The following is a 23,398-nucleotide window of genomic DNA, read 5'->3' on the forward strand; positions in this document are numbered from 1 at the left end:
TTAAGTTCCGGCTTGGTCGCGAACGGCTATCTACCATGGTTCGACGACATGCAGGCCTACGATCTCCATCGCCACGCAACACAGGTGGTGGCGATGATGCGTTCAATGGGCCTTGAGAGCGTACGCGCGAAGATTTCTGCGCATGAGCTCTCAAAGTTTGCCGTCGAGTGTGTCGTGGAGGCTATTTCCCTAATCAGCCAGCCTTGCGGGCACGCTGACGGCGCTCACGGCGTTCGCGGTCTCGTTCACGCTTCCGCTCGTTCGCAATCGCGAGCTTAACCTCAAGGTGCACCGGCACCTGAAACTTTCCGCTGGATACGGCTTGCGCAAATAGCTTCTGGTGCGCATCACCAAGCGGGAGGTCGAGTTCAGCGGCAGCCTGCCACGCCGGCTCATGAGAAGTCGTAAGTTGCGACGGGCGCGCGTGGCCAGTTGCCTCGATCACCGCCTGCGACAGGTTACGCTCATAGTTTACAGGCTCACCCGTCAGTGCCTCACGAACAGCAAGGCCGATGGCGCAAGCGAGGATAGGTGGAAACGCATTGGCGATCTGGCGACGCTGTTCCGTCGTAGAGCCTTGGAATTCCCATCGCGACGGGAAACCTTGAAGCTTTGCCCCCATCTCCAGCGTCAATCTCGGCATTTGATCGACCGGATCATCGGCTGTAGGCGCATGGTCGGCCAGAGTGTCCGCGCGAACTCCGAGCGCTAGCCAGTCATTAATCTGCTTAAAGGACGCGAAACCCTGACGTCTAGCCTCATCCGATCCACCAACGATCGTGGGGCCTGGACGATTGGCTTGATCGGCCCATTGACGTGCACCGGTCCAGCCGTTGGCCGCCATCAGATCGTAAAGTGCCTCTCCGAGGGTTACTGCGACCGGAGTAAGGATCGGTGGCATTTTGAAACGACTGAGCAATCCATCGCGCATTGCCACCAGCACCAGACGGGGCCGCGTCTGCCCGAGGCCGTAATCAGCCGCTCTGAGCGCAAACATCTGCGCATCGTATCCAGCGGCGTGGAGTTCCGCCAAAATGCGCGCACGGTACACTGCGTTGTTGCGGTTTCCAAAGCCGCTGACATTTTCAAGTACGACAGCTTTCGGCTGGATCTGCTTAATGATCTCTACCGAATAAGCGAACAGATCTCGCTCGTCGGCTTCACCGGCGCGGTTGCCGAGTGTGGAATGCGGCTGGCAGGGAACGCCGCCGGCAAAAAGATCAACCTTGCCGATGTACCGCTCATAGTTGAATGTCTTCACGTCGTCGAAGAATACCGGCCCGATCTGGCGATTGTGAACGAGCGTTTGAATCGCGTAGGGGTCACGCTCAACCAAGCCGATCGATGAAAATCCTGCGGCATGAATTCCGAGTGCTGCTCCGCCTGCCCCGCTGCAAATTTCAAAAGACGTCAGCGCCGGACGCATCTCATCCTTGTCATGAGCATAGTACCTGTCAGCTTCATCCGCTTCCGTTGGGTAGTTTAGATCGATGAGATACTGCTCGGTCAGAGCTGGAAGATGACTGACGTCAACTTCGGCCAGCCAGGCGAGGGCCGCGATCATGCGTAGCTCAATATGGCCATAATCATGCGTTGTGATTTCCGCGATCAGATACTCATCCTGTGCCAATAGGACGAGGGCATGTCGGACCTTGGCAAGGCTCTGCGCATTATCGGCAGGATCCGCCCGGTCCCAGCTAGAGATGGACAGCATCTGATCGGAAAACAGGGCGTCAAAGGTCGCAAGCAGCATCGTGGCCGAGCGCACTGCCGCCTGCCTCAAGAAAGCTTCCCGGCGCTCCATGTTTGCCCAATTAAGGCGGAAATAGGCGAGGGACAGGGCTCGCACGAGGCGCGACAAGTTCGTTTTGAATTCCGCGAGCTGGGATGCAGCGGTCATCGTCACGAGGCGCTTCAGCCTTCTGCTCCGATCCGCCCGCAGCATTTCCGGATTTGCCGCGTCGCGACGCTTCGTCATTTGTTTTAGATCGGACGGATGAAGGATACGGCCGGCCTCGATCAAGACGTTGGCTTCTTCCCGGATGAGGGCTGGAGACCGGACCAAGGCAGCAATCATTTCAGCCGACACGCGATTGGCCGCGTAGGTTATTGCGTCTGCCTCTGACAGATCGCTGGACTTCAACAGTCTGACGGCTTCCGCCCGCGATATCGACCATTCACAATGCATGATTGCCAGCTGATGTGACCTTTGCGGTACAAGTTCGCGCAGCCGACGGACACGGTCGAGGAGCTCGAGATACGCATTCGTTTGCGTGGCCCTGACCTTCTCTGCTTTCACCTTCAAGGCGACCAGTGCGATATCGCGCAGCCGGATGACGTCCTCTTCAATCGGCTGTTCTGCGAAATTCTGGATAGGGGCCGGAATATCGCCGAGTCGTTCAGCAACGATCTCCTCACCGGGTTGAACACCGATGTTGACGTGCTGATCGAGTTCGTCCTGGTGATGAGTGTCAGTTGGCGTGTCCGGCATCGAAAAAATCCCCCATTGATACGGGATCTCTCATGCCCGGTCAGTCGTTTAAGTCGTGTGAGCCAAGACGAGACAATTGTAACGATTTGAACCATTGGCGACTTCGGACGTCGCTGCCCTTTATGTGATTGCACCGCGTGGACAATGTTATCCAGCTCGATGTTTTGCTCATCGTGGCTTCGTTCTCTTGTAAAGTGAAACCACCAGAGAAACCGGTGCCGCTCATAAATCTCCTTTGATACACATATTCTATAGCTGGCCAAATTGTGATTGGAGATGGCCAGCTGCTGCCTGCGAAGTTTCGCTCAGGCGCTAAAGAGGCGAGGCGAGGCGAGGGGGCTAGTTGCTTCAAAGTGCTATCACAAGCTTGCCGCCAACCTGGGAGTGAGTTCGTAGCCTGCGGACCGCGCGACATCGGTCATACGGCGGAGGAAATAGTTCTCCAGATCAAGGATGATCGCTGGAGGAACAGTTCTACGGCTGGAGCGCTTCCTGTATGACGCTATGGTCGAGCGTCTCGATCCAGTGATCGCTGCTGCTTTCGCTAAATCCAGCCCGCATACGTCGAGCAGGTGTGCGAGCTTCGCGTGCGAGTTATTCGGACCGCACTCCACACCGTAGAACGACGACCGGTCAATCTTTGGTGGCTCGATCACTGGCCGCGTTGCAAAGTGTTGCACATCACCAAGAGCATCCGCAATGTCCGACACCCAGTCGACGACATGTTCGACATGATGCTCAAGCTCCTGGCCAAGATGCGACAGTTCATCAGCGATTCTTTGAACATTTATATCGCCGCGAACGCCCGCGCTTGCCTGAGATTGAAGCAGCGCAAGCTTGTATCGATAGCTATCAGCAAGCTTCAGATAAGCGAGCTCGACTTCCAGCTTTTCAAACAACATATCTGGAATGCATTCGAAAATCTGATCGTTGCCCAATTCCTCATCCGAAATCTCAGCTTGGAGGGCAAATTTCCAGAACTCCTCATCGTCGTGAGGCCAATCGTCGGGGCATTCCTGGTTAAGGTACCGGTCCTCGGGGTCGACCATGCCGAAGTCTGCGTCGAGATATTCAAATGCGTCGGTGATGTGATGCTCACCAGTCCAGACGCCGAATATTATTTTACGCATACCTTCAGGGTTGATCGAAATCCTAGCGTCGCGAACATCGATTACGTCTACGATTCTCTGAAACATCAAGCTGAAAGCCTCTCATATGCGATGAGGGCGTCAGATACATTCCGGGCATTCACCCAGATCGGTTCGCCGTACTCAAGATTACGTTCCGCGACGACTAACGCAATACCACTAGGCTCGTGGAGAACAACAAACACCACACCTTCAATGATTCCATTCTGATCCAAGGCGTGGTTCAGGAAGCTCGTCACGCCCGGAAAGCGATCATGCATCAAAAAATCGTTGTCATCAGTCGTTATCATGCCCTCGTCGGCGAGTGCTTTGACCGCCTGAGGTCCAGCAGCCCAAATGGGTACCGGTTGCGAGTTGCCGTATCTCAAACCATGCCGGTCTCTGCGCGGCAGATCTGTTGATTTGCGGTAGTCCGACAATTTGATGATATTTTCTGGCGGCGCTTTCAAAGCCGGGTCCTGACGAAACTCAATCTTTTCTTCAGGACCTCCAAGGCTATGGGCGATGCTATCTGAGACCTCATAGAGAATACCCCTGAGGTCATCGACGAGCTCCAAAAGCTTACAATGTCGCGACCAAATGGCGTCGACTTGGCTGACCTCAAGTATACCCGCTTTTATTGCTTCCTCGAGTTCTTCATCGAGGTCGGTACAGCGATATTGTGCGATTGCCATTTCACCAATGACCTCGCTGAAGGCTGACAGGTCGTCGTGCAAGCTCTGAAGGCGTTTCTCAGCCATCGTAGTAATCCTCTGAATGATGGAATTAAATGAATTGAGACGCACCATTTGTGCGCCACAAACAAAGGATCATCTGCAAAATACAGAACTTCAAGACATTTCCGTAGAAATTAATAAATATTATTTTGATATTTGTAAAACAATGCCCCCAATTTCGACGCAACGTTATCTTTTTAATCATGTTTTTTCGATCACGGCATCATTACATACTCAAGCACCTTACAGAGAATTCGCCCGTCATTTGGATTGGCGCTATCAGACAACTCGTCGGTTTGGCGGCGTGCTGGACGCATTGACATTGCGTTCGTCATCGACAGCAAGGATCGGAAAGCCACGAATGGCTTCCATCAAACCCTTCCAACCGATCTCATCCGCGTAGGCTATCACAAGGTCAGACACTGCCACCGACGGAGCACTATTAAGCGGACCTGTGAACTGCAGAATTTGATCGAGCTGGACTTCGAGAGTAGCCAGAGGCTTCCCGTTCGGATCACGTACGCTGTAGTAGCTGAAAAAAAGCTGCCCAAGCCGGCAGTCGTACTCACCGTTACGAAGGCAGTTGTGCATACGGGTGCCTTCTTTGCGCAAAGCACGTGGTGACAGAAGTTCTACGAGCGTGTGAGAGGTCCCGAGGTCAGCGACGAAGACCTCGTCATCCATGCCAAGCAAGATGTCGCCACCCGCCCTGGGCCGCGATCGAAGGCCCTTGTCGGCCTCTGCAAGAAGCGCACCCAGGTCACGACACTTAATCAATTTCTTCGGAGTGCCGGTAATATCCAAATTATGAAGCCAAGCTGCGTTCTGCCGACGGGCATAAAGAAGCCAGTCGACGATATGCCAAGCGTGGGGTCCGTAAAACTGCATCCAGAGTTCAGCCCGACGACGCCATTTCCGGCTAGCAATGTCTGCCGGCGATCCCCCGCGAGAAGGACAGCCGTCCGTTTGATACCAGCTAGGATCGGCAGCGCCATGCGCGATATCGGCTGGGTCGTAGACAAGTTCCGGATTCCAGCGATCCTGATCTTGCCAGTACCGCCAATGCTCACGCACAAGGCTTGGCCCCAACAAGTCCCCGATCGTGAACATATCGGCATTCGAGAGGTCAAGCACAGCCTTGAAATGCCTTGAGGCTTCGAGGAATTCAGGGTCACGCTTACTCATCGCATACCTCCGATCGGAAGTTTGCACGGGACCGGTATCAGCTTGCGCAGATGGCGCGCGAGCGGCGGTGTCTTGCAATTTTGTGCTTCAGACCGCCGGTGATCCACGTCTTCAAGCACTGGATCGAATGGCGTAGACGAAATGCCTGCAGGACGTTGCCTGATCCAGCTGGTCGCCTTTTCCAATCCTGCATACCAATAAGATTGCAGTGCATCCCACGGCACGTGGCTGGCGAATTTGCCACCTACGATGCTGTGAGTGTTGGCGATGACGTCAAACCTGAAATGCAAGATCGCGGCTATTCCACACGGTCTAATCATAGGCATCCCCTCAGTCTCTGTCGCTGAGGTAATCGTGCGTGCAGGTGATGCAAATGACCACGTCATGATCTGATCACTACTCAAAAGGCAGTAATTTCGATTCACAAGCATGGAGTAACGGGGGGACGTCGGCGAAAATCGAGAACTTTGATTTCTAATTATCGCGTATCAATCAAGCGATTGGGAAGATGAAACCGAGGCGTTGGAATCAAGCGGCTGCTGATCATCATCACTCAGGTCATTGCCAATCAGGGGAAGGATGCTCTTAACATCAAGCCTGCGGGTCCTGAGGCGGACGGCTCGGACGACAGGGGCTGGTTTGCCGCCTCGCTCAACAAGTATTGAAGCAGCCATCCTCTCGATACCCTCGATCCGCTCAACGTTTTTAGCCTGTCCGCGTCTCTCAGCTTCGTAGCGGAATACGGCGAGGGCCGCCGAGAGCGCACTGTCGACCCTATCCGTCGTCGCGCCTCCGGTGGCCGCGAGTTTGGCTATATACCGTTCTTGGGCCGCACGGCCGAATTCGTTTGCTGGATTGCGTTGTCGCGGCATGTCTTCCCTGTCATCACTATCTCATCACTACCCATGAATTTTGACTAACAACGTGCAAGCGACAAACAAAGGTGCCCGCAAGTCGAGCCAATGTTGTGGCAAATTGCAAATGGGACGCGGAAGTCCCATTGATGATTTAAGCCAAATCGAGAAACCTCGCGCCAATTCGCCCGGAGGTAGCTTTGCGCAGTGCGACGTCCGCCGTGTCGCCAAACACAGTCCTAAAAGCATTGCGGATCGTTTCTACTCCCTCGCCGTTGGCGAGAAGAATTTCCAACGCAGCGTCAGTCAGAGCCGCCCTGATGTGTTCCCGGGTCGGGAGAACCGTGCCTCCACTTAACGCCGCGGCGACTTTCTTCCGGGACTTTTCGACAGCACGCTTGTGATACTCACGCCGCTTGGGGAGGGGAAGCTGCCGTATAGAGGGAGGGGTGTAGGGGAGGTCGATTAGCTCAGCAAGGAGTCGGATCGTCAGGTCGCCCATGGCTTTTTCCTTCGCCGTGAATATTATCACGGTGCCCACCGGCTCTCATGGGCGCAACTGTTTTTCGAGTAAAGCAGAGTAGGGCGGGTGCTGTGTCCGGCATGCCGGCATCTCGGGTCAGAACCAGGGAAATAGTGAAGCGGTCCGCGAGTCCTCCGCCTCCTGCTCGACGATCGACCGGTGCGGCCATGCGCCCCGTTCTACTTAGAATCGGGGGCAAAAACCAAATCTGCTGGCTCGAAAAGCATTGTCACAACAGTGATCGTCAACAGCTTCAAATCCCATATATCCCGGTTTTCGATTGGAGCGCCTAAAGCCCAAAACCCATAAATCCCGCATATCAAGCCGCTTATCCGTTGAAAGCTTATCGACGGGATTTGCTGATGGATATTTTGGCGTGAACCATGTGAATTGTTACCAGGGATGAGCGCGCGCGACGTACATCTAACAGATCAACGCAGAGACAAATCACAAACATAATATAAATTGGGATTATGTATTGACAGTAATTCCGCATGCCGGGACCATAATCAAATTAGTATTATGAGCTTCCAGATGAAAACCACACAAAATTCACTTCGTTCACTATTCCAGCCTGCTCCACGTGGAAATACAGCCACTGCACTCGCAAAGGGAGCGGCAATAACTGTCGTCGCGCCACAATCGCCGAGGCCCGCAGAAATGCTGTCCGGTGTCACAATCGACAACGGGGATGTCGATCTGACGTCTTTGGATTTGGCACTGCACGAGCTGCTTATCTCGCGAGCGTACGAGACAGATCGATCAATGAGCGTCGAGTCTTACGAGATACCGATCGATGAGTGTCTCCGCTTCCTTGGTCGTGATGCACGCCGCGACACCCTCAACCGATCAATCGCCAAGATGAAACGAGTCGAGCTTTCCTTCACGGGCGAAACTGGCAGGACATATACGGGCGTGCCGATGCTGACGGCCTGGGAAGCAACGCTGAACTCGGAAACTTCGCTGGGTTTCCAGTTTGCCGAGCCGCTTCGCAAGCTGATGAGGGTAATGCCATCATACGGCTACATTGAGTTGGCCGCACTCGGGCGCGGCGCTATGCGCTCCAAATATTCCCACCTGCTATACAAACACCTTGTCCTGGAAGTTGCAAAACATCCCTGGGAAGCTGGAAACGACAATCGGTTCGAGATAACCTTCACTCCCGATGAGCTGGCGGCGGTTGTGTGTTTCAGGCCGATCAACGGCACCGTACCATTCGGTAAGCTCCAGGAGCGCGTTATCGCGAAAGTCGTTGATGACTTCGCAGGCGTTCGCAAGTTCGACCTCCGCATTACTTACGACGGCCTTCCAGCTCCGAAAAAAGGGAAGACCGTTAAAGAGATCGAATTCGGCATTCGCGTCCACCCAAACTCGCATCACACCGTGCGAGCCAACACCCAACATCTGCAATCGATCGGTCACCGTGTCGGCGCGCCGGACGAGCCACGCTTCCGGGTGAACAGCGTGTTTTGGTTGCGCGTGCCGCGCAAGTTCGCAAATCTCGGAATCGATCACTTTCTTGCACATGCCGCTTGGCTCGTGGCCTTGACCGAAGCACTCGACGAAAAGCCCTTAACCCCGGAATTCTCACGGCGGCGCTATCGTGGTCAAAATCTCCTTTCGGCGATAGACGTTGACGGTGTCGAGGCAGCAGCATGGGGCTTTTTCGCCGAGGAATCTGAGTTGGGTCGCGATCTGATCGGATCGGACCTAGCCGTCCGCGGCAGGAAATCCGCCGAGAAAGCTCGGATTAAACGTCTTGAGAAACGAAAGAAAAACACGACGAAGGCGCCGACAGCTGGTCCGGATGCTGCGATCGCAGCCGTCTCGAATAGGTATGTGAGCTTTGAGACGTGCACGCATATCGATCTCGAAATCGATCAGGCGGCGAATAACAGCGACCTTGACGACGTCATCTATCAACATTTGAGAACTGTGATCTGGAGCGGCAGCCGGCGGATCAGCCTGCGCGCCTATTTCTATGTTCCGGGAACTTCTGTGCGAAGCCACTATCATTTCTGGGCCGCACCCGCGGACGAAGACGAGCTGGCGATGGAACTTCGAAAAATTGATCGCTGGCTGATCGACACACCGACATATCGGATCGAGACGGGAGGCGAATGATATGACTGCGAAGATCCCGGATGAATATTACCGTAGCCTTCACTCGCGACCCCACCCGGCAATCCTGCTGACGGTAGATGCCTCACTCGATATGAAGGATGGGGTGGCAGTGTCGCGGGGGATCGGTGAGTACCTGGAGCAGACACCGGACACTGGCAACGAACTCCCGGTTTGGGTCCGATTTGTCGATCTCGATACGGTCAACGTCTATTCCCTGCAGTCCTATTTTTGCCCGACAGACAAGCTGTTCCTCGCAAAGCTGGTGACGGAGATCGGCGCTGTAAAAAAACACATATCGGTACCCTCGTTTGATTTCCGCGCAAGGCAGTATCCAAAGAAAACGCAACGAGCGACACCAGCGTCCCCACGCCTCAAGCGAGAGACGCATTCGGACAATATGATGCACCTAGATCCGAACCGACTGCCGCTCAACCTCAGATTTTTCGTATGCCCGCAGGCGCAAATCGAAGCGAAACAGCTAGGGACCATTTACAGCCGGTGGCCGTTCTACGGGTTCAACGGCGGCGACCTCCTTGAATTTGCTAACAAGCTCGTTGCCGAATTCGAGGAGCGCTATCCCAATCTTGCCAAAGCCGACAAAGCCATCGGCGGACGTCTAACCAAGGTGATTTCGGAACTGGGGAAACAGCCGCACCAACCGGCATTCGAGTTGAGGCAATTTTGGACCGCCGTCAAACACGGCTACGTGTCTGTATGGTCAGATCTTGCAGATAATCTCCTTGGGCAGATCGCCTGCGGAAAGGTTGATGCCTACCGGTGGCATGAGGAGGTGGTCGAAACTGCCGCTGAGACGCATCTTTACGGTGATCTGACATCACGAGGTACAAGACCGGTCGCCGCAAACCTCATCCCGATCCATCGCCCTCCGTCGGTATCATGTGAGCTTTGGAATGCGGTGCCGTCCGACATGCAGCGCGAAGCGGTCGAATTCGCGGCCCGCCGTCTCAGGTGCGGCATACATCCAGAGGACGCAATTGTAGATTTCGTATCTAAATTTTCGATCTCGCAAAATTAACCGGGCCGGTGCTCGCCGCGTTGACGTCGCAAATCGAGCCCGGCATAACATGAAAACAACGGAGACAACGTCATGACGAACGCCTTGCGAATAGCCCGATAGCCCTCACGCCCCGCCGATCGGCGGTGCGAAGCTATCATTGTTATTCCAGGAGCTCTCGGTATGTCTCGTTACGACACCAAGCCCACGATCGAAAGCGCTATCGCACGCCTCCACCTGATGGAAGTGCTCGACAACCTCGGCCAACAGCCTCAGGGCATCTATATCGTCACTGTGCCAGGAGACAAGACCGAGGCCGAATACTGGCTCCAGCCCGCGCTCGCTCTGGCCCGCGAATTTCGGGACAGTGCGAAAGTGGATGTAAGTGAAATCGACTTCGACGACGAGAGCTCTTACGTTCAGAGCGCGTTGGACGCAGTATTGCTGACGTCGGATGGGTTGTATTCGGGGTTTGTGGGCTCGCGATGCCAGGTTTACCTCACCGACGAAGGCCATGCGGATCTGAGGCACCCGTCGGTGCGTCTCGCCGATGGCATCATCGACATCGAGTTGCGACCAGAACTCGTGGCGCTGGCCGCCGCAGAACACGGCCGCTCTCTATCGTTGGACGAGGCGCAACTCTTGTGCCGCATGCCGCGTAAAGCGCGTCGTTTGGCATTCGCCAGCCCCCGACCGATCTCCGAAAGTTATGACCTGCACGAGATTGCGGCCTGTCAGGAGGCTAAGCTCGCGGCTGCCGCAATGCAGGCCGAGAAAAGCAAAAAGAAGGGCGCGCAGAAGGAAGCCCAACCCGCGACCGGTGTCGCTCTTGAAGACCTTTTCGGTTACGGCGCGGCGAAGGATTGGGGCCTTGAAGTCGTTCGCGACCTCAAGGACTTCAAGGACGGCCACATCGATTGGAAAGACGTTGACGGGGCCGTTCTTCTCAGTGGACCTCCTGGTTGCGGCAAGACAACATTCGCCAAGGCGTTGGCGGTCAGCGCCAGCGCTCATTTCGTAAGCGGATCTTATTCTGAATGGCAATCCGCGGGTCACCAGGGAGATATGCTTGCAGCAATGCGGGCGGCGTTTGATGAGGCTCGCCGCTGTGCACCCTCGGTTCTGCTGGTCGACGAAGTCGATGCATTCGTCGCTCGAGGTGGAGAGCGGCACGATAGCTATCTGCGCGGTATCGTGAACGGATTTTTAGAACTTCTCGACGGCAGCTTCGATCGTAGCGGTGTTGTTGTGGTCGCGGCAACCAATGATCCCGACTGCTTGGATCCTGCTGTTCGCCGTTCTGGCCGTCTTGACCGCCATATCCAGATCGGGCTGCCGGACGAAGAGGCAAGAACGGCAATCCTCGCGCAGCATCTTGGTGTTTCCACCGATGATTTCCCACTCGGTTTGTTCCGGCGGAAAACAGAAGGAATGAGCGGCGCAGATCTCGAACGCCTGGCTCGCGACGCGCGACGCATCGCCCGTCGGAATGGAGGTATCCTCAAGCACAGTCACCTCGCAAAAGCCTTGCCCCGCCGCGTCGCAAGAACGCCAGAGAATGTTCGCTTGATTGCGGTCCATGAGATTGGCCACGCCGTCGTTGGGGTTGTCTTGGGCATCGAGCGTCTCGCGGAAGTACGTATCAAGCGTGACTACGATCCCAACGCTCAGGAACAGACGGCCGGCGCTGCCTGTTTCGAATTCGACCCTCTCAAGCACCGCGATAAGTCATGGTTTGCTTCGAAGGCAGCTCAACTCCTTGGCGGCATGGCAGCCGAACAGGTCGTCTATGGCTCTCATGGAACGGGGGCAATTGCCGACCTTTCTCAGGCTAGCCGCATGCTCGCATTCGGCCTCACCGCGGCAGGACTTGGAGAGACTCTTGTCTCCAGCGGCCGGACGGAACAAACCGAACTCGAGGAGGCACTGCGCTACGATCACCTGCTTGCGCACCGCGTGGACGAAATCTTGCAGGACCAACTCTCCCGGGCCCAGGAAATTCTCCAGCGGAATCGTGTGGCGTTCAACAGTCTTGTGGAAGCGCTCGTTCAGGGGACCCGCTTGTCTGGTGCCGATGTCGAAGAGGCGTTGCGCAGCCATGCCCCGACCCAGTTGTCGCAGGCGATGTGAGAGGAGGGTAGGGCACATGTTCGTAGGCAAGTACTATATCTCGGATACCCATCTGATGCATGCACGGTTGCTCACCATGCAGCCGCGTGATTTCGCGTCTATCGACGAACATGACGAGCATATCGTTCGCCGTTGGAACGCTGTCGTGCGTGATATCGACCACGTCTACCATCTTGGTGATTTTGCGTTTTCACTGTCGCGGAATGCGGATCGCGTCCGGGAAATTTTCTCTCACCTTAACGGTCGAAAATTCCTGGTCATCGGTAATCACGATACTGACAAACGAGGCGCTTTGCATCCGACACTAGCGGCGCTCGATTGGGCCGCTAGGCCTGAGCAAGCATTGCGGACAAGGGACGGTGGCCACGAGGTGTACTTGTCACACTACGCCGCCCGAACTTGGCCGGGTCAGCACCACGGATCGGTACATTTTTACGGGCACTCGCACGGAAAGATGCCATCCTACGGGCGCAGCCGTGATGTCGGGGTTGATCTGCCAGATGTCGATTTTACCCCGCGAACATTCGCCGAGCTGACTGCCCATATGGAGCTGCCTGATGTCGGATGATGTCATCAAGGCAGCAGCATTCTATGTGAACGTGTGCATCGAGCATCAGCGCCTTTTCCCGTTGCGTAACATTGTGGTCGTCGCGGACGGATCCCAGAATACCGAGGAAGCGGATCGCTTCATTGCCGACGTTGTGACTGTACTGGACCGGTATCGCCTTGGTGAGGGCATCGACGGGATGGACAGAACGTTGCGCGCTGATTTTGGAGAGCTCCGGTGATGGACATCGACAAGGATCAGCGAAAGCGCCGAGCCACCGAAATCGTGGCGGCTGCTCGGCGATACGTGCGAGATTGCGCTGTCGCCGGCACGATCCTGGATATCGAACAGTGGGGGCTTCGGCGTTGGCAACGTGACCGGCTCGAAAAACAAAAGGCGATGATCGGCGCCGTTTCGGACGAGGTCCGCAACGGCACGGCTGTTGTGGATGTTTGGAGGCGGTTCGAGGTGCCAGGCAAGCTCGCACGGCAGCTCGTTGGAGCCCGGAGTTACGGCGACCTTTACCGACGACTTCTGGATTTCGATATTGAACCGGGATTTCGACCGGCGGAAGTCGCCCGGTGGGCGGTCGAAGGACTGATCACCCCGGAGAGGCTTGGCGAAATCTTCGGCTTGGCACCCGAAGACATAGATCCGTTTATCCGTTCGTGGATGGCATATGACGCAAGAATTCGGCTTGAGCAGGCAACTGTTGATCTCGCATGGGAGGGGCGCTTTGGTGGCCTTGGCGCTATCACTCCCGAAATCGAACTGATGGAAGAAGCTACGAGATTGGTCAACGACGTCTACAAGGATGACGACTGAATGATCTGTGGGCCGTAGCCCCGCCGGCGCTTTCGCTTTAGCCAGGCGAGAAACTCAATCATCGCATCGCGTTCGGAAGCATAGTGCTGCCGGTGGGCTCGCCCATGCGTACCGATCCTGCCCCACCGGCGCACAAGAACAAAATCACCGAAGAGCGACGGTTGGATCGCGATGCGGTAAAAACGTGCCATGCGTTGTGCTGAATTGATCCGATAGATGCAGACGTCGAAGCGTGTGTTCATGCGCCGGATTGTCGATTGTCCGATTGGCCACGTCCAACGAGAGTTATGAATCAGTCACTGACCATCGATTCATCTCTGTGACGTGTCAGACAATGAAATGCTCCCAATTTCCTATTGCGGCCGCCTGGCTTACACGCCACACTTTTCATATGCCCAAGTTTTCGGGGATCATCTGAATTCAAAATAGCTGAGTGTTTTTCCGAGCGGGGATCCCCTTGAGCGGAGGAACGACCGCGGCCTGAAGGAACCTCGATACAATGTCTCGTGATCACCTCTACCGCCTTTCCACTTTCCGACAGGTGCTGCCACTAAAAGGCGCACCCGCAGCGCGGCGCTATAACGGGCAGTTCGTGTTTTCCGGGCCGGACGCTGCAATCGAGGTTGATGGCACAACAATCCGTGGCTTCATTGAGGGCCAACTATCACATCCCGAAGGTCAATTGGCTGCCATGATCGACAACTACCGGCGATCAATTCTTCGCCGCACCAGAGCACTCAGGCGAGACAAAAACGATACCGTGATACTCTCGGGAAAATGGCATCATGTGGATTTTGGCGAAGAGCCTCGGTTTGAAGCTCATCTCGTTCATGTTGTGGGTACGGGCGGCACCATCGAGACCCGTCGATATCGCTCGGAAATATTCGACTGGGATAACCCTGGCATCAACGATGGTGGTGGCTTCGGCTTTACGCTTGAAGGAGATCCAGCGGAAGATCCAGTCGTCCTCCAAAAGCTGGCGCTGCAAAAACTGGCAAAGACAAACCATTATGCGCGGGATGACCTTCCTGCGCTCGATGGCATTTTGTGGTTCCCTGATCAAAAAATTCCAGTGCCAATTGTTGCATCGGTCTTCAGAAACTTTGAGTACTTGACCGCTTTCCAGGACGAGATCAATGGCGATGCGCTGTGGGAAAGCCTGTTGTCCAAGGGTGACGGCACAGCGTTATCGGCGCTAAGGATGAGGCAGAATTATCTCCAGAAAACGCTAGGTGAATTCCGGGGCGTGCAGGTTGACCGCACTCTGCACCGACCGCGAGACATGTCATTGGGCGAAATCCTCTCATCAACAGATGCTGCCGGGTATTGGAGCCAGATATGCACCGGCGACCCGGAGCCCTATTCCGTATTCAATATCCCCTTCGCTCCGCCTGCGAGAGCTGATCAGGTGCTGAAACACGTCGGCAGCAATCAGCACCCGCATCTTCTCGGGAATTCCTATGCGAGCGAATGGAGTTTTCTGGGAGACGCGCAAACCACGCGGTTCCGTCTGCTTGCTGTGGGACCTATGCCTGTCATGCCTCAAACTCCACTTTGAAATCAGGGGAGGTATTGTTCCGGTCCTGACTGCTTCTGGGAAACCTGTCTCATGCAAGCGCCTCTCGTCCGAAGTCGGCATTCCAATATCCAGATTTGCAGTCGGGGCAGGGAGGCGCTATATTGCTGGGATAGGAGATCGACGATGCTTTTGAAAAAGTACGACGAAAACAAGGAAGCGCTTAAGGAAATCGGCCGGGAAGCGATTTCCCAGAGCCGTCGTCTGGGCTTGCCAATCTCCGTGCGTGACCGGGAAAATGAAGCCAAGGATCGTCTCAGCCGCGATCTGGAAAAGCGCATCTCGGCCGCATAAGGTACATTTCGATTGTCGCAGCCATCCTGCATTATCCTCGGCGGTCCCAACGGGTCCGGCAAGTCCTCCGCTTATGCCAAGCTTAAGCTCGAAGGCGTCTGGATCAATGCTGACGAGCTCGCCAAAGAAATAACCGGTACCAACGATGGCCGAGCGGCTGCCATGGCAGCGGGTAGGGCGGCGCTGACAAAGATCCGGGAAATGATTGAGACCCGGCAATCCTTTGTTTTTGAAACTACCCTGAGCAGCCAGCAATCCATCAATCTGATGCGCGATGCTAAGGCCGCCGGGTTTTCGATCGGTCTCTATTACACGGCCCTTGATAACGTTGAGTTGAACATCGAACGCGTAAAGCGGCGGGTCGAGAAGGGCGGTCACGATATTCCCGAAGCCGACATCCGCAGGCGATACGCCGGATCTTTAAACAAGCTGAGCGATGCCCTCAAGCTGGCCGACGAAGCCTTGCTTATCGACAACAGCGGCATCGAACCGCGAGAGATTGTCATGGTCAGAGCTGGCGAAGTTCTATCCTGCGATTGCGATGAGCAGAATGGCTTGCATGATTGGCTGATCGAAAGTGTCTGCAGAGCTTACGAACTTTACCAGTATCGCAGGGGCTCAAAGACCGTCTTCCTCAAAAGGGACGAGACCTTCGGGTGAGGAGGCTGCTTCAGGATGATATTTTCTCGGAAGCTGCGCCACATTCCAATCTTGATCGCTCAACATCACGGAACGCCTCCAACGCAGAATTTTGCGAGGCTGGTCTAAATCTACCTGCGTGTAACGGGCATCATCCACACGGTTAGCAACTGTTGTTATCAAACAGAAATATGTGATCCTAATCGATGGTCGCGGTATTTTGATACCGCATTTGATAATACTATTTATGGAACAAAACGGATTAACGAGCACCTGCAAGTCCCTTTGAATTGCCACTGAGAAATGACTTATGTTTCAAACTTGATCATCCTGGTGATGGCCATTAATTGAAATCAAGCGAACGAATGAACAAGCGCAATCGGTCGCTTCGTCGAGTATCCAGAACACCTGCCGCAATTTTCTTGCGACAGGCCTCATCTTGCTCTGAGCCCCAAGTTTGGATCGCCGGGAACTGGAGTTTTCCGGCTCTTGCTTACGGGATAATTCGATCATCCCTCAATCGCTCGAACAGTTGAAAAGTGCATCATCCGTAGCCTAGTAGTCGAGGAAGCCAAGCTTACGGCTTTTCGACATATCCGTTACCACTTCGATCGGTCGTCCAAGATCTGCATCCGTATGCCAACGAGAAACAAGTTGCGCTAAGTCGATCTCGACAAAATTGTGACGACCTACAATTTTGCGCCATTTCTCGGCATCCGCTGCCATCTGATCTTGCAGCGAGCAGCTCATGGAAGCCATTAGCGGCGTCAAGAGTGCCGTTGACGGCACGACGCTTCGCATCGACCGCGTGGTTGAAGTGCAGCCTCGGAGAACCACGCAAGCAAATTAAAGTATCGGGTAGACAGCGATGTTTATAGCATTATACTTTAGACTTCATGCATATCCAGTCTGTGCCCGCCGCCTTGACCAGGTGGCGGGCTTTTTTCGTTTATCGCGTTGGAGGAAATGAGAGTGGAGCGATTTTGAGCACCGATGCACCTGCCGAAGACGTAAAGCATCCGCCGAAACGTAAGCCCCCAATCTGGCATTGGATCGTGGTGTTGATCCTCGTCATCGCCGGAATTGTGATTCATCGCGAACTATCGATGATGTTTGACGACCTTCAGAGAACAGGCCGGGACTTCATGCAGCTTTTCGAGTGGCTGCTGTCGTTGGTGGATGACTAAGCCGAAGCGAAACGGCGCTATTAAGCGCGCCCGGCTTCCAGATTTCGCGAGTAAGCGGGTGCTGGGTGTGCCAGTGCCTTGCCAATCCGTGGGACACACGTATTACGCGCTTCCCGGAGGGAGAGGCAAGTCTCTCCTGCGCACAGCAACCGATCCAGACTTAGCTGTGCTTTTCCCGTTAGAATTTGGTTAGCTATGCAGCTAGGCGTGGCGGCGGTATGGGAACGATGCGCGGGGAAGGAGGTTTCTAGGCCTCCGAATGTCGCAGTGAAAAAGCTCTCATGTATGATCTTGTTTCCCTGTTTCGCTCGCAGGGTTTTTCTTTCTGGCTGGTGTAACGCTTATGGTCCTCGGACTAACGCCTGGGTCCGCTGACGAGCCTACCCGCGTGGTGGACAAGAAGCCCGCCGAAGCGGTCTGAGTTGATGCGGAGGAAACCGCCGAGTTAGTCGCTAAAGGGGAGTGCGGAGATGGGCGGCTGGACTTAGAGGGGCCGCCATCCAGCGAAAGAAAGGCTCGAACCGAACTTCCCGGCGGCACTGATACTGTCGCCGCGCCCAGAAACTATCGTAAGGTGATTCGTTTTGCGACTGTAGATCCAGAGCCGATCTGTCCGATTTCGTGCATTCGACAATGATGGTGGGCCTATTCAGATTCTCTATTTCTCGGTCGATCATCGGAGCGCAGCCAGTCACCAATTTCTTTCATTATGACTCGCCGGCCAGCGGGTGAACGCATTATCTCCATGGATCTGCTCTCGACTTCAGTTTCATCAGCACGCGGGCGATGAGCCCCTGCTCGGCGAGCTTGTTATCCTAATCGGTCATAGTGTGACGGTGACGGATTCGCTGGCCTGTTTCTACCTCAACGGGCGACCGCAACTGTTCAGACTTCACGGGCAACCACCGCCGTCCAGTCCTGCGACACCCAGTTTCGCCTTTTCTCGCGCAACCATGCAGAAACCTCTACCTAAAAGCTGATGGCGAAATTCGCCGGAGAGACACGGATTGGTGAGAGTTGTTTTGAGCAGTTAGACTTCTTCATTTTCGCCGCTCGTCTCGCTGCGGCGGATGTCCTGGCTTGCCGAATCCTCAGTTTGCGCGCTGGCAATTGCTCTTGCCAGTTTCGCCGCGTCGTAGGGTTTGGACACGACGATCGCACCCTGCTCTCCACGAACTGCCGAGGGATCACCAGTGGCGTAGACGATCAACGTTGCAGGTCTTAGAGCCCGAGCCTCGGCAGCCAGCTCCGCCCCCGAAGTACCTGGGAGGTAGTGTGCCTGGCATGACAACGTCCGTGAACAGACCGCTGCAACCGTGGCAATAAAAGTTGGTGTCATGGCGGCAGCCGCTAGAGGTTAAGGGGTCAACTGCGACCTCGCATACGTACAACTACGATTTTTTTAAACAAATAATAGGGTGTGTAGTATTGATTTTATTTTTTCAGAAAATGAGACTAGGTCTTCAACGTAAATAATCTGCGGCGTGACAATTTATTCGATGGAGGGTTCGCGTGCATATTGTGCAACTATATTCTCCAATCTGACACTATTCGATTCAGTTTAAGAAATGGCCTTGCAATTACGAAATCGCGCACGACTTATATACGTAGTGACAGCTTGTCTCGAGGGCGCTGTTACCAAGGGTGCAAAACCTTGCCCCAACAAAGGAGGACGGCATGTTTTCCAACCCAGCCACCGCCGCACTTAGCAACGCCAATTTCACCCTTATCAGAGAAGTCTTGAGAGGTGCTGGACTTCGGGGCGTCCATTCCCTCGCAAGCTCAGATGTGAAACGCAAGGCGTCGATCTTCCTTACTGCCGAGTTCCACCGCGGCTCCCGGACAAAAAGCGCCCTCTCCCAAGCTATCTCTCGTCGAGGGGAGCAGGTTTCCATTGTCCGGCCTTCGAAAGAACAAGCGATAGACCGTTGGACTGATGAGGGTGGCCAGTAATGGGTATTTCGTTTCCGAATCTAGCCCGCAGCTTTGACGGCAAAAGCCGCTGTGTACGTTTCACCGGCTATGACGGGATGCTCGAAATAAAGTTCTACTTGGCAACCGAAGTTCTAGCCTCCGAGAAATCTCATCGGAATGCGAGCGAGGGTGAATATCTTACATCTTTTGATGCCCTTCGGCCAAGAATTCTGAAAGCTGCAACCTCTGCCTATTCCGTCAATCGAAGCAGCACCATCATGCTGGACCTTACGCATTTTCGTTGATGATACCGTGATCCTGAAAGGATATGGCCGTGCATCACCCACCCAAGTCGGACCCACTGGTCCACTCAAGTCCACCCAAAACAGTACTTGTCAGCGAATTTGCAAAAAGGTTTCGCTTGGATCATGCCGAAGAAAACCGGCTGCGCAAGCTTCTGGGTCCGATCGCCAAGGAAATAGACCTTCTCAGAAATGCCGGCAAATAGCTGGCGCAATCACCGGAAATGCTCACCCAAGGATTGTCATGACCCTTTGCGATTTCGTCTCGATTATCGTTGCTCCAGATAGATGGAATGTTCGCGTCGTCGAACAGGGTGTCATGATCGAGCGTGAGTTTCTGACTGAGTCCCACGCCCTTGCATGGGCGTCCGGTCAGCGCATCAGGTTGAACCTGCCGGATTTAACGATCCCATTTCCGGATCAGATGCCGCAGGTCTAGCTGGGCAAAACCTCTGCCACATACCGATTGAGATGCCCAAGGCAACAGCTGCTAACACGTCAGCTATCAACGCGAACGATATTTTTCAAGTACGGAATTTGCACCATGAAAACGACAGTCAAAAGCATAAACATCAGCGGGCCGTTCCAGCTTCCAGGAATGTCACGACCTCATGCCCCAGGCGTTTTCGAGCTGCAGTTCGACGAGGAGCCGATCGATGTCACATGGGAAGCCTACCATACGACGATGACCATGTTCCTGTCATCTGATGGGCTAATCGAGGCGTGGCCTATATCCAAAGAAGAATTTGAGAGAACGTTAGCCCCGCTGATCGTCGCCTGAACAGCTCTGACAGCAGTTTGGTTTGGGCCCAGTTCCGCCTTTCACGATACGGTGTTCGCAAACGTTACCACCCGCGCCAACCTCTAAGCGTCGTCACCCAGAATCAGAACTCCGTCCCCCTATGACCGCAGGAGCAGTCAATGATCGAGTACGAAATCAAGAAGCCGCAGTTCGCCGACGATCGCTCCGCTATATACGAACTCGCGAAAAATACCGACTTGGCGATGACGACGCTGAGCGCATTTATCTGAAGATTGGTGCTTTGGCGACGGAGGAAGAGTTTCTCGCCGAAGCCAAGCTCCCTGCATCGAAAATAACGACGTCGATCGACAAAGTGAGAAAGCCATGAAACCGCTGGCCGATGACGGACAGGTTCTCGAAGTTAAGAACGGCCCCAACCTGTCAGAAGTTTCCTTCGAGCATCCGAAAATCACGCTACTCAATCAACCAGGTAGCGATTGGCAAGAAGGAGGTCTGCTGCTTCGGATAGCGCTTCAACGTTTGGATCGAGTGGGTGGTGGGTTGCGCGGCAAGCCATAAAGGAGGAGGTTCCGCTGCGACGATCGATGCAGCGGGGCGAAGCAGTACCAGAAAATTCCCCACCTAGCAGCAGGCGCCGAAAGCGGTTGTGCGGCGCCCGACTTCACCAAGGAACGCATAGGCTTCCACCGACCAGCAGCATCAGGGACGAAAGCCTCCACTTCTTCGGCAGCGCCGCTGTAGCGGTAGACAAGTGGGCCGACAGCGAGTTCGCACCTGAGGCAAAGCTTCCACGTACCAAGCACCAGATGGAGAAACAACGCCGAGAAGTCCGCCCTAAGTGTCGCGATACGTCAAGCAAGGTAACTAACGAGGCAAGCATTTTGTGTCCGATATCGGACAATAAAAGGTCTATCGGCATGCCAGCAAGCAGGCGGATGTAAATCTTTTGGGGTCGCAGTGAGCCAGAAAGGCGAGATTTGTCAGCGGTTTTACGCTTATCTGGGCAAGCAGCAGTTCGTTGCGCCGCGTTTGGACGGTATCGGCCATATGTTCGTGTACCTATATTGTGATAAATATAAAACAGTGTTACAAAATCTGCACCGCCCCACAATTAAAGTCGAGCGTACGCGAGATCTAACCGCTTCAATTGCGCCGCTTGTTCGTGGTGTGGTCGAGCATGGCTGGGAGCCGAAGATGCAGGCCTTACTCGTCGACCCACACGCCGTGGTCCAAGCCTCCAGTCTTTTGGGAGTGATGGCGAACGAAAAACGACTGCACATTCTGGATGTTCTGAGGCAGCATGAAACGTCCGTGGGCTCGCTTGCCGTCCAAGTTGGGTTGAGCCAGTCTGCTCTTTCTCAGCATCTTGGAAAGCTCCGTGGAGCACGGCTCGTCACCACACGACGAGATGCCCAAACAATTTTCTACTCCTGCAAGTCGCCCCGGGTCAGGTTGCTGCTCAAGGCGCTTTATGAAATTTATGGGGTCGAAGATCTGCCGCAGGAGCTCTCCTTGCTCGAAGCTGAAACGCTCCAGGTAGATCTGGCCGCGCTTGCAAGCACGTGAGCATCATGCAGATTTCAGTGAAACCACAATGAGCATCATTGCTGTTCGGTTTTCGCTCCGCTGGAAGGTGCCGGTGCACGTCGGTGAAGACGCTCTCCTAACGAGGACGGTTAGAGGACCGGCTGACGCTCTGAGGCACTTAAAGACATTCAGCTATAAGTCCGGACACAATTACTGGCGTGCCCATGACCTTTGCCAGCTTGCTTTAACGGGCGGTGTTCATTCAGAAATGTGCCGTAAGCCCTTTATCGCCGCCTGCGCTGACGAAGACGCACACCGCTCACAAGACGATTAATTTGATCCATTGCTCAGAATGGGCCAATAAGCTTTCGGTATTCGTCCTCCGCCGGACCGTAAGCGCCACCGGCAAAGCCTTCCAGACCGGGCCGATTATGAATGGTTATTTCATTTCGCTTTGCTTCAATGAGGTGCAAGCCTTCCAGAACATGCAAGGCAGTGGTGATACTTTGTCGCCTGACGGCAAGCATCACAGATAGAAACTCGTGTGTCAGCATGATTTTCTCACCGTCGGTTCTATCGTGACACATCAATAGCCAACGAGCGAGGCGTTGCTCGATTTTGTCCGTTGCGTTTGAAAGCGCTGTATAGGATGCCTGGACAGACATCACCTGTGCAAATCGCAGAAGCAGCGATCTCAGCCGGTAGTTTCCTTCAACGGCGTGGGACAGTCGGATACTGCGAATTCTGTAACCACGCCCCGAGGTTTGCATAAACGTCGAGTATGGTGTCGTCGGCGCGTCCATGATCATTGATGTTGGTGACATCCCTTCATAGCCAAAAATGCCGATCTCTGCCTTTCGGCCGCCTGTCACCTCAGCGACAATGGATCCAAGGCCGGACTCTAAGAAGTAGCAATAGTCGGTGATCATGCCTGGTGCCGACATTTGATAAAGTCGGGGCAGCTCAATCTCTTCAAGATAGGGAATAAGACCCGCGAAATCACTCGGGCTCAGCGCGCGAAGGATACGATTTCGAGTGGCTGTTTGCGAAAGAATGCCCATTCTCTTAACCTCAGTGAGGGCAAGAGCAATGATTTTCTCCTAGCCGTACGCGCCATGAAGTTGCGAACGATGTCTCATTGTCAGCTTCTGTCGTGGCTTATGTATGTTCAGCAAATTGGCCTGACACAAGGGCCACGGGGCGTCTGTCCGAAACAGGACTTTTCTTAAACGACTAGCATATCAAACGAAGCCTTCAATATTCGTGACGACATTTTCTACCCAAGGGCGAAGTCGTAACCCAGGATGTTATCGCGTGCTTCTGAAGCGCTTTGTTTCACGACTGTTCATGAAAAATTCTGATCATCACACAATAGATTAGCACGCTCTAATATTTCTGTATGGCTGCTGGCGTGCGAAGGATCGCTTGTCGTAAACTCAGGAATTCTGTCCGATATCGGACACCCTCGCAGTTTTCGCTCCGAAGGCCTGGAAACGCAAGGGACAGATAGCACTTGATTTTGCGGTGAGCAAAGGCCCTTCACCTAAGGTCTTGAACGGGTTCGAACCTTCCACCATTGCCTCGGATTTAGCAAGAACCTGAAATTGCTCGCCCTTTAGTACGGTCAAAGTCGGCCGT

General features: G+C 54.4%; 24 protein-coding genes and 1 pseudogene. 16 read left to right on the forward strand and 9 right to left on the reverse strand.

The window, feature by feature from the left end; all coding sequences use genetic code 11:
• Nucleotides 1-193: 193 nt before the first annotated feature.
• The 5 genes from GAO09_RS08540 to GAO09_RS08560 all read right to left on the reverse strand — a co-directional run bounded on the left by GAO09_RS08540 (nucleotide 194) and on the right by GAO09_RS08560 (nucleotide 6,896).
• Nucleotides 194-2,491 carry a DNA cytosine methyltransferase gene (locus GAO09_RS08540; RefSeq protein ID WP_153353605.1) on the reverse strand — a complete coding sequence of 766 codons (2,298 nt, stop codon included), beginning with the start codon at nucleotides 2,489-2,491 and terminating at the stop codon, nucleotides 194-196.
• A 359-nt stretch (nucleotides 2,492-2,850) separates the two neighbouring features.
• A complete protein-coding gene (locus GAO09_RS08545; protein WP_153353606.1) occupies nucleotides 2,851-3,687 on the reverse strand; it encodes a hypothetical protein in 837 nt (278 codons plus the stop codon).
• Nucleotides 3,687-4,379: a hypothetical protein gene (locus tag GAO09_RS08550; protein WP_153353607.1), complete on the reverse strand. Its 693-nt coding sequence runs from the start codon at nucleotides 4,377-4,379 to the stop codon at nucleotides 3,687-3,689. The genes GAO09_RS08545 and GAO09_RS08550 overlap by 1 nt, the downstream gene beginning before the upstream one ends.
• Before the next feature lie 255 nt (nucleotides 4,380-4,634).
• Nucleotides 4,635-5,540: a hypothetical protein gene (locus GAO09_RS08555; protein ID WP_153353608.1), complete on the reverse strand. Its 906-nt coding sequence runs from the start codon at nucleotides 5,538-5,540 to the stop codon at nucleotides 4,635-4,637.
• 1,008 nt (nucleotides 5,541-6,548) lie between these two features.
• Nucleotides 6,549-6,896 carry a hypothetical protein gene (locus GAO09_RS08560; protein ID WP_153353609.1) on the reverse strand — a complete coding sequence of 116 codons (348 nt, stop codon included), beginning with the start codon at nucleotides 6,894-6,896 and terminating at the stop codon, nucleotides 6,549-6,551.
• A 555-nt stretch (nucleotides 6,897-7,451) separates the two neighbouring features.
• Here GAO09_RS08560 and GAO09_RS08565 point away from each other — a divergent pair.
• From GAO09_RS08565 to GAO09_RS08590, 6 genes are all read left to right on the forward strand, one after another.
• Nucleotides 7,452-9,041 carry a replication initiation protein gene (locus GAO09_RS08565; RefSeq protein ID WP_153353610.1) on the forward strand — a complete coding sequence of 530 codons (1,590 nt, stop codon included), beginning with the start codon at nucleotides 7,452-7,454 and terminating at the stop codon, nucleotides 9,039-9,041.
• Between the two features lies 1 nt (nucleotide 9,042).
• A complete protein-coding gene (locus tag GAO09_RS08570) occupies nucleotides 9,043-10,077 on the forward strand; it encodes a hypothetical protein (protein WP_153353611.1) in 1,035 nt (344 codons plus the stop codon).
• A 162-nt stretch (nucleotides 10,078-10,239) separates the two neighbouring features.
• Nucleotides 10,240-12,186: an AAA family ATPase gene (locus GAO09_RS08575; RefSeq protein ID WP_153353612.1), complete on the forward strand. Its 1,947-nt coding sequence runs from the start codon at nucleotides 10,240-10,242 to the stop codon at nucleotides 12,184-12,186.
• 16 nt (nucleotides 12,187-12,202) lie between these two features.
• A complete protein-coding gene (locus tag GAO09_RS08580) occupies nucleotides 12,203-12,754 on the forward strand; it encodes a metallophosphoesterase family protein (protein ID WP_153353613.1) in 552 nt (183 codons plus the stop codon).
• Nucleotides 12,744-12,974, forward strand: coding sequence for a hypothetical protein (locus tag GAO09_RS08585; RefSeq protein WP_153353614.1), 231 nt, complete (start codon nucleotides 12,744-12,746; stop codon nucleotides 12,972-12,974). The genes GAO09_RS08580 and GAO09_RS08585 overlap by 11 nt, the downstream gene beginning before the upstream one ends.
• Nucleotides 12,971-13,558: a hypothetical protein gene (locus tag GAO09_RS08590; RefSeq protein WP_209018650.1), complete on the forward strand. Its 588-nt coding sequence runs from the start codon at nucleotides 12,971-12,973 to the stop codon at nucleotides 13,556-13,558. The genes GAO09_RS08585 and GAO09_RS08590 overlap by 4 nt, the downstream gene beginning before the upstream one ends.
• Here GAO09_RS08590 and GAO09_RS30470 read toward each other — a convergent pair.
• Nucleotides 13,540-13,800 carry a WGR domain-containing protein gene (locus GAO09_RS30470; protein ID WP_153353616.1) on the reverse strand — a complete coding sequence of 87 codons (261 nt, stop codon included), beginning with the start codon at nucleotides 13,798-13,800 and terminating at the stop codon, nucleotides 13,540-13,542. The two genes, GAO09_RS08590 and GAO09_RS30470, sit on opposite strands and share 19 nt — an antisense overlap.
• A gap of 257 nt (nucleotides 13,801-14,057) precedes the next feature.
• On the opposite strand from GAO09_RS30470, the gene GAO09_RS08600 reads away from it, so the two are divergent.
• The 3 genes from GAO09_RS08600 (at nucleotide 14,058) to GAO09_RS08605 (ending at nucleotide 16,088) form a co-directional block, all read left to right on the forward strand.
• A complete protein-coding gene (locus tag GAO09_RS08600) occupies nucleotides 14,058-15,116 on the forward strand; it encodes a hypothetical protein (RefSeq protein ID WP_153353617.1) in 1,059 nt (352 codons plus the stop codon).
• 144 nt (nucleotides 15,117-15,260) lie between these two features.
• A complete protein-coding gene (locus GAO09_RS29595) occupies nucleotides 15,261-15,428 on the forward strand; it encodes a hypothetical protein (protein ID WP_209018651.1) in 168 nt (55 codons plus the stop codon).
• 12 nt (nucleotides 15,429-15,440) lie between these two features.
• Nucleotides 15,441-16,088, forward strand: a complete 648-nt coding sequence (locus GAO09_RS08605; protein ID WP_153353618.1) for an ATPase — start codon at nucleotides 15,441-15,443, stop codon at nucleotides 16,086-16,088.
• Between the two features lie 472 nt (nucleotides 16,089-16,560).
• Here the strand turns inward: GAO09_RS08605 and GAO09_RS08610 are convergent.
• Nucleotides 16,561-16,805 (reverse strand): annotated as a pseudogene (locus GAO09_RS08610) (NAD-dependent dehydratase); the annotation flags it as partial.
• Nucleotides 16,806-17,050: 245 nt separating this feature from the next.
• Between GAO09_RS08610 and GAO09_RS08615 the strand changes: the two are divergent.
• Nucleotides 17,051-17,254, forward strand: coding sequence for a hypothetical protein (locus tag GAO09_RS08615; protein WP_153353620.1), 204 nt, complete (start codon nucleotides 17,051-17,053; stop codon nucleotides 17,252-17,254).
• Between the two features lie 1,030 nt (nucleotides 17,255-18,284).
• On the opposite strand, the gene GAO09_RS08620 is transcribed toward GAO09_RS08615, so the two are convergent.
• Entirely contained in the window at nucleotides 18,285-18,464 is a 180-nt protein-coding gene (locus GAO09_RS08620; protein WP_153353621.1) for a hypothetical protein, read from the reverse strand.
• Between the two features lie 742 nt (nucleotides 18,465-19,206).
• Here GAO09_RS08620 and GAO09_RS08625 point away from each other — a divergent pair.
• The 6 genes from GAO09_RS08625 to GAO09_RS30475 all read left to right on the forward strand — a co-directional run bounded on the left by GAO09_RS08625 (nucleotide 19,207) and on the right by GAO09_RS30475 (nucleotide 22,094).
• Entirely contained in the window at nucleotides 19,207-19,473 is a 267-nt protein-coding gene (locus GAO09_RS08625) for a DUF1488 family protein (protein ID WP_153353622.1), read from the forward strand.
• Nucleotides 19,474-19,714: 241 nt separating this feature from the next.
• Entirely contained in the window at nucleotides 19,715-19,909 is a 195-nt protein-coding gene (locus tag GAO09_RS29600) for a hypothetical protein (protein WP_209018652.1), read from the forward strand.
• Between the two features lie 105 nt (nucleotides 19,910-20,014).
• Nucleotides 20,015-20,251 (forward strand): hypothetical protein, encoded by a 237-nt coding sequence (locus GAO09_RS08630; RefSeq protein ID WP_153353623.1) that lies wholly within the window; start codon nucleotides 20,015-20,017, stop codon nucleotides 20,249-20,251.
• A 345-nt stretch (nucleotides 20,252-20,596) separates the two neighbouring features.
• Nucleotides 20,597-20,791, forward strand: coding sequence for a hypothetical protein (locus GAO09_RS08635; protein WP_153353624.1), 195 nt, complete (start codon nucleotides 20,597-20,599; stop codon nucleotides 20,789-20,791).
• Between the two features lie 636 nt (nucleotides 20,792-21,427).
• Nucleotides 21,428-21,799: an ArsR/SmtB family transcription factor gene (locus GAO09_RS08640; protein ID WP_153353715.1), complete on the forward strand. Its 372-nt coding sequence runs from the start codon at nucleotides 21,428-21,430 to the stop codon at nucleotides 21,797-21,799.
• A gap of 28 nt (nucleotides 21,800-21,827) precedes the next feature.
• Entirely contained in the window at nucleotides 21,828-22,094 is a 267-nt protein-coding gene (locus tag GAO09_RS30475) for a DUF982 domain-containing protein (RefSeq protein WP_153353625.1), read from the forward strand.
• A 13-nt stretch (nucleotides 22,095-22,107) separates the two neighbouring features.
• Here the strand turns inward: GAO09_RS30475 and GAO09_RS08650 are convergent, their stop codons facing one another.
• Nucleotides 22,108-22,821, reverse strand: a complete 714-nt coding sequence (locus GAO09_RS08650) for a Crp/Fnr family transcriptional regulator (protein WP_153353626.1) — start codon at nucleotides 22,819-22,821, stop codon at nucleotides 22,108-22,110.
• Nucleotides 22,822-23,398: the final 577 nt, after the last annotated feature.

This window comes from Endobacterium cereale (genome assembly GCF_009617585.1).
Lineage (GTDB): Bacteria > Pseudomonadota > Alphaproteobacteria > Rhizobiales > Rhizobiaceae > Neorhizobium > Neorhizobium cereale.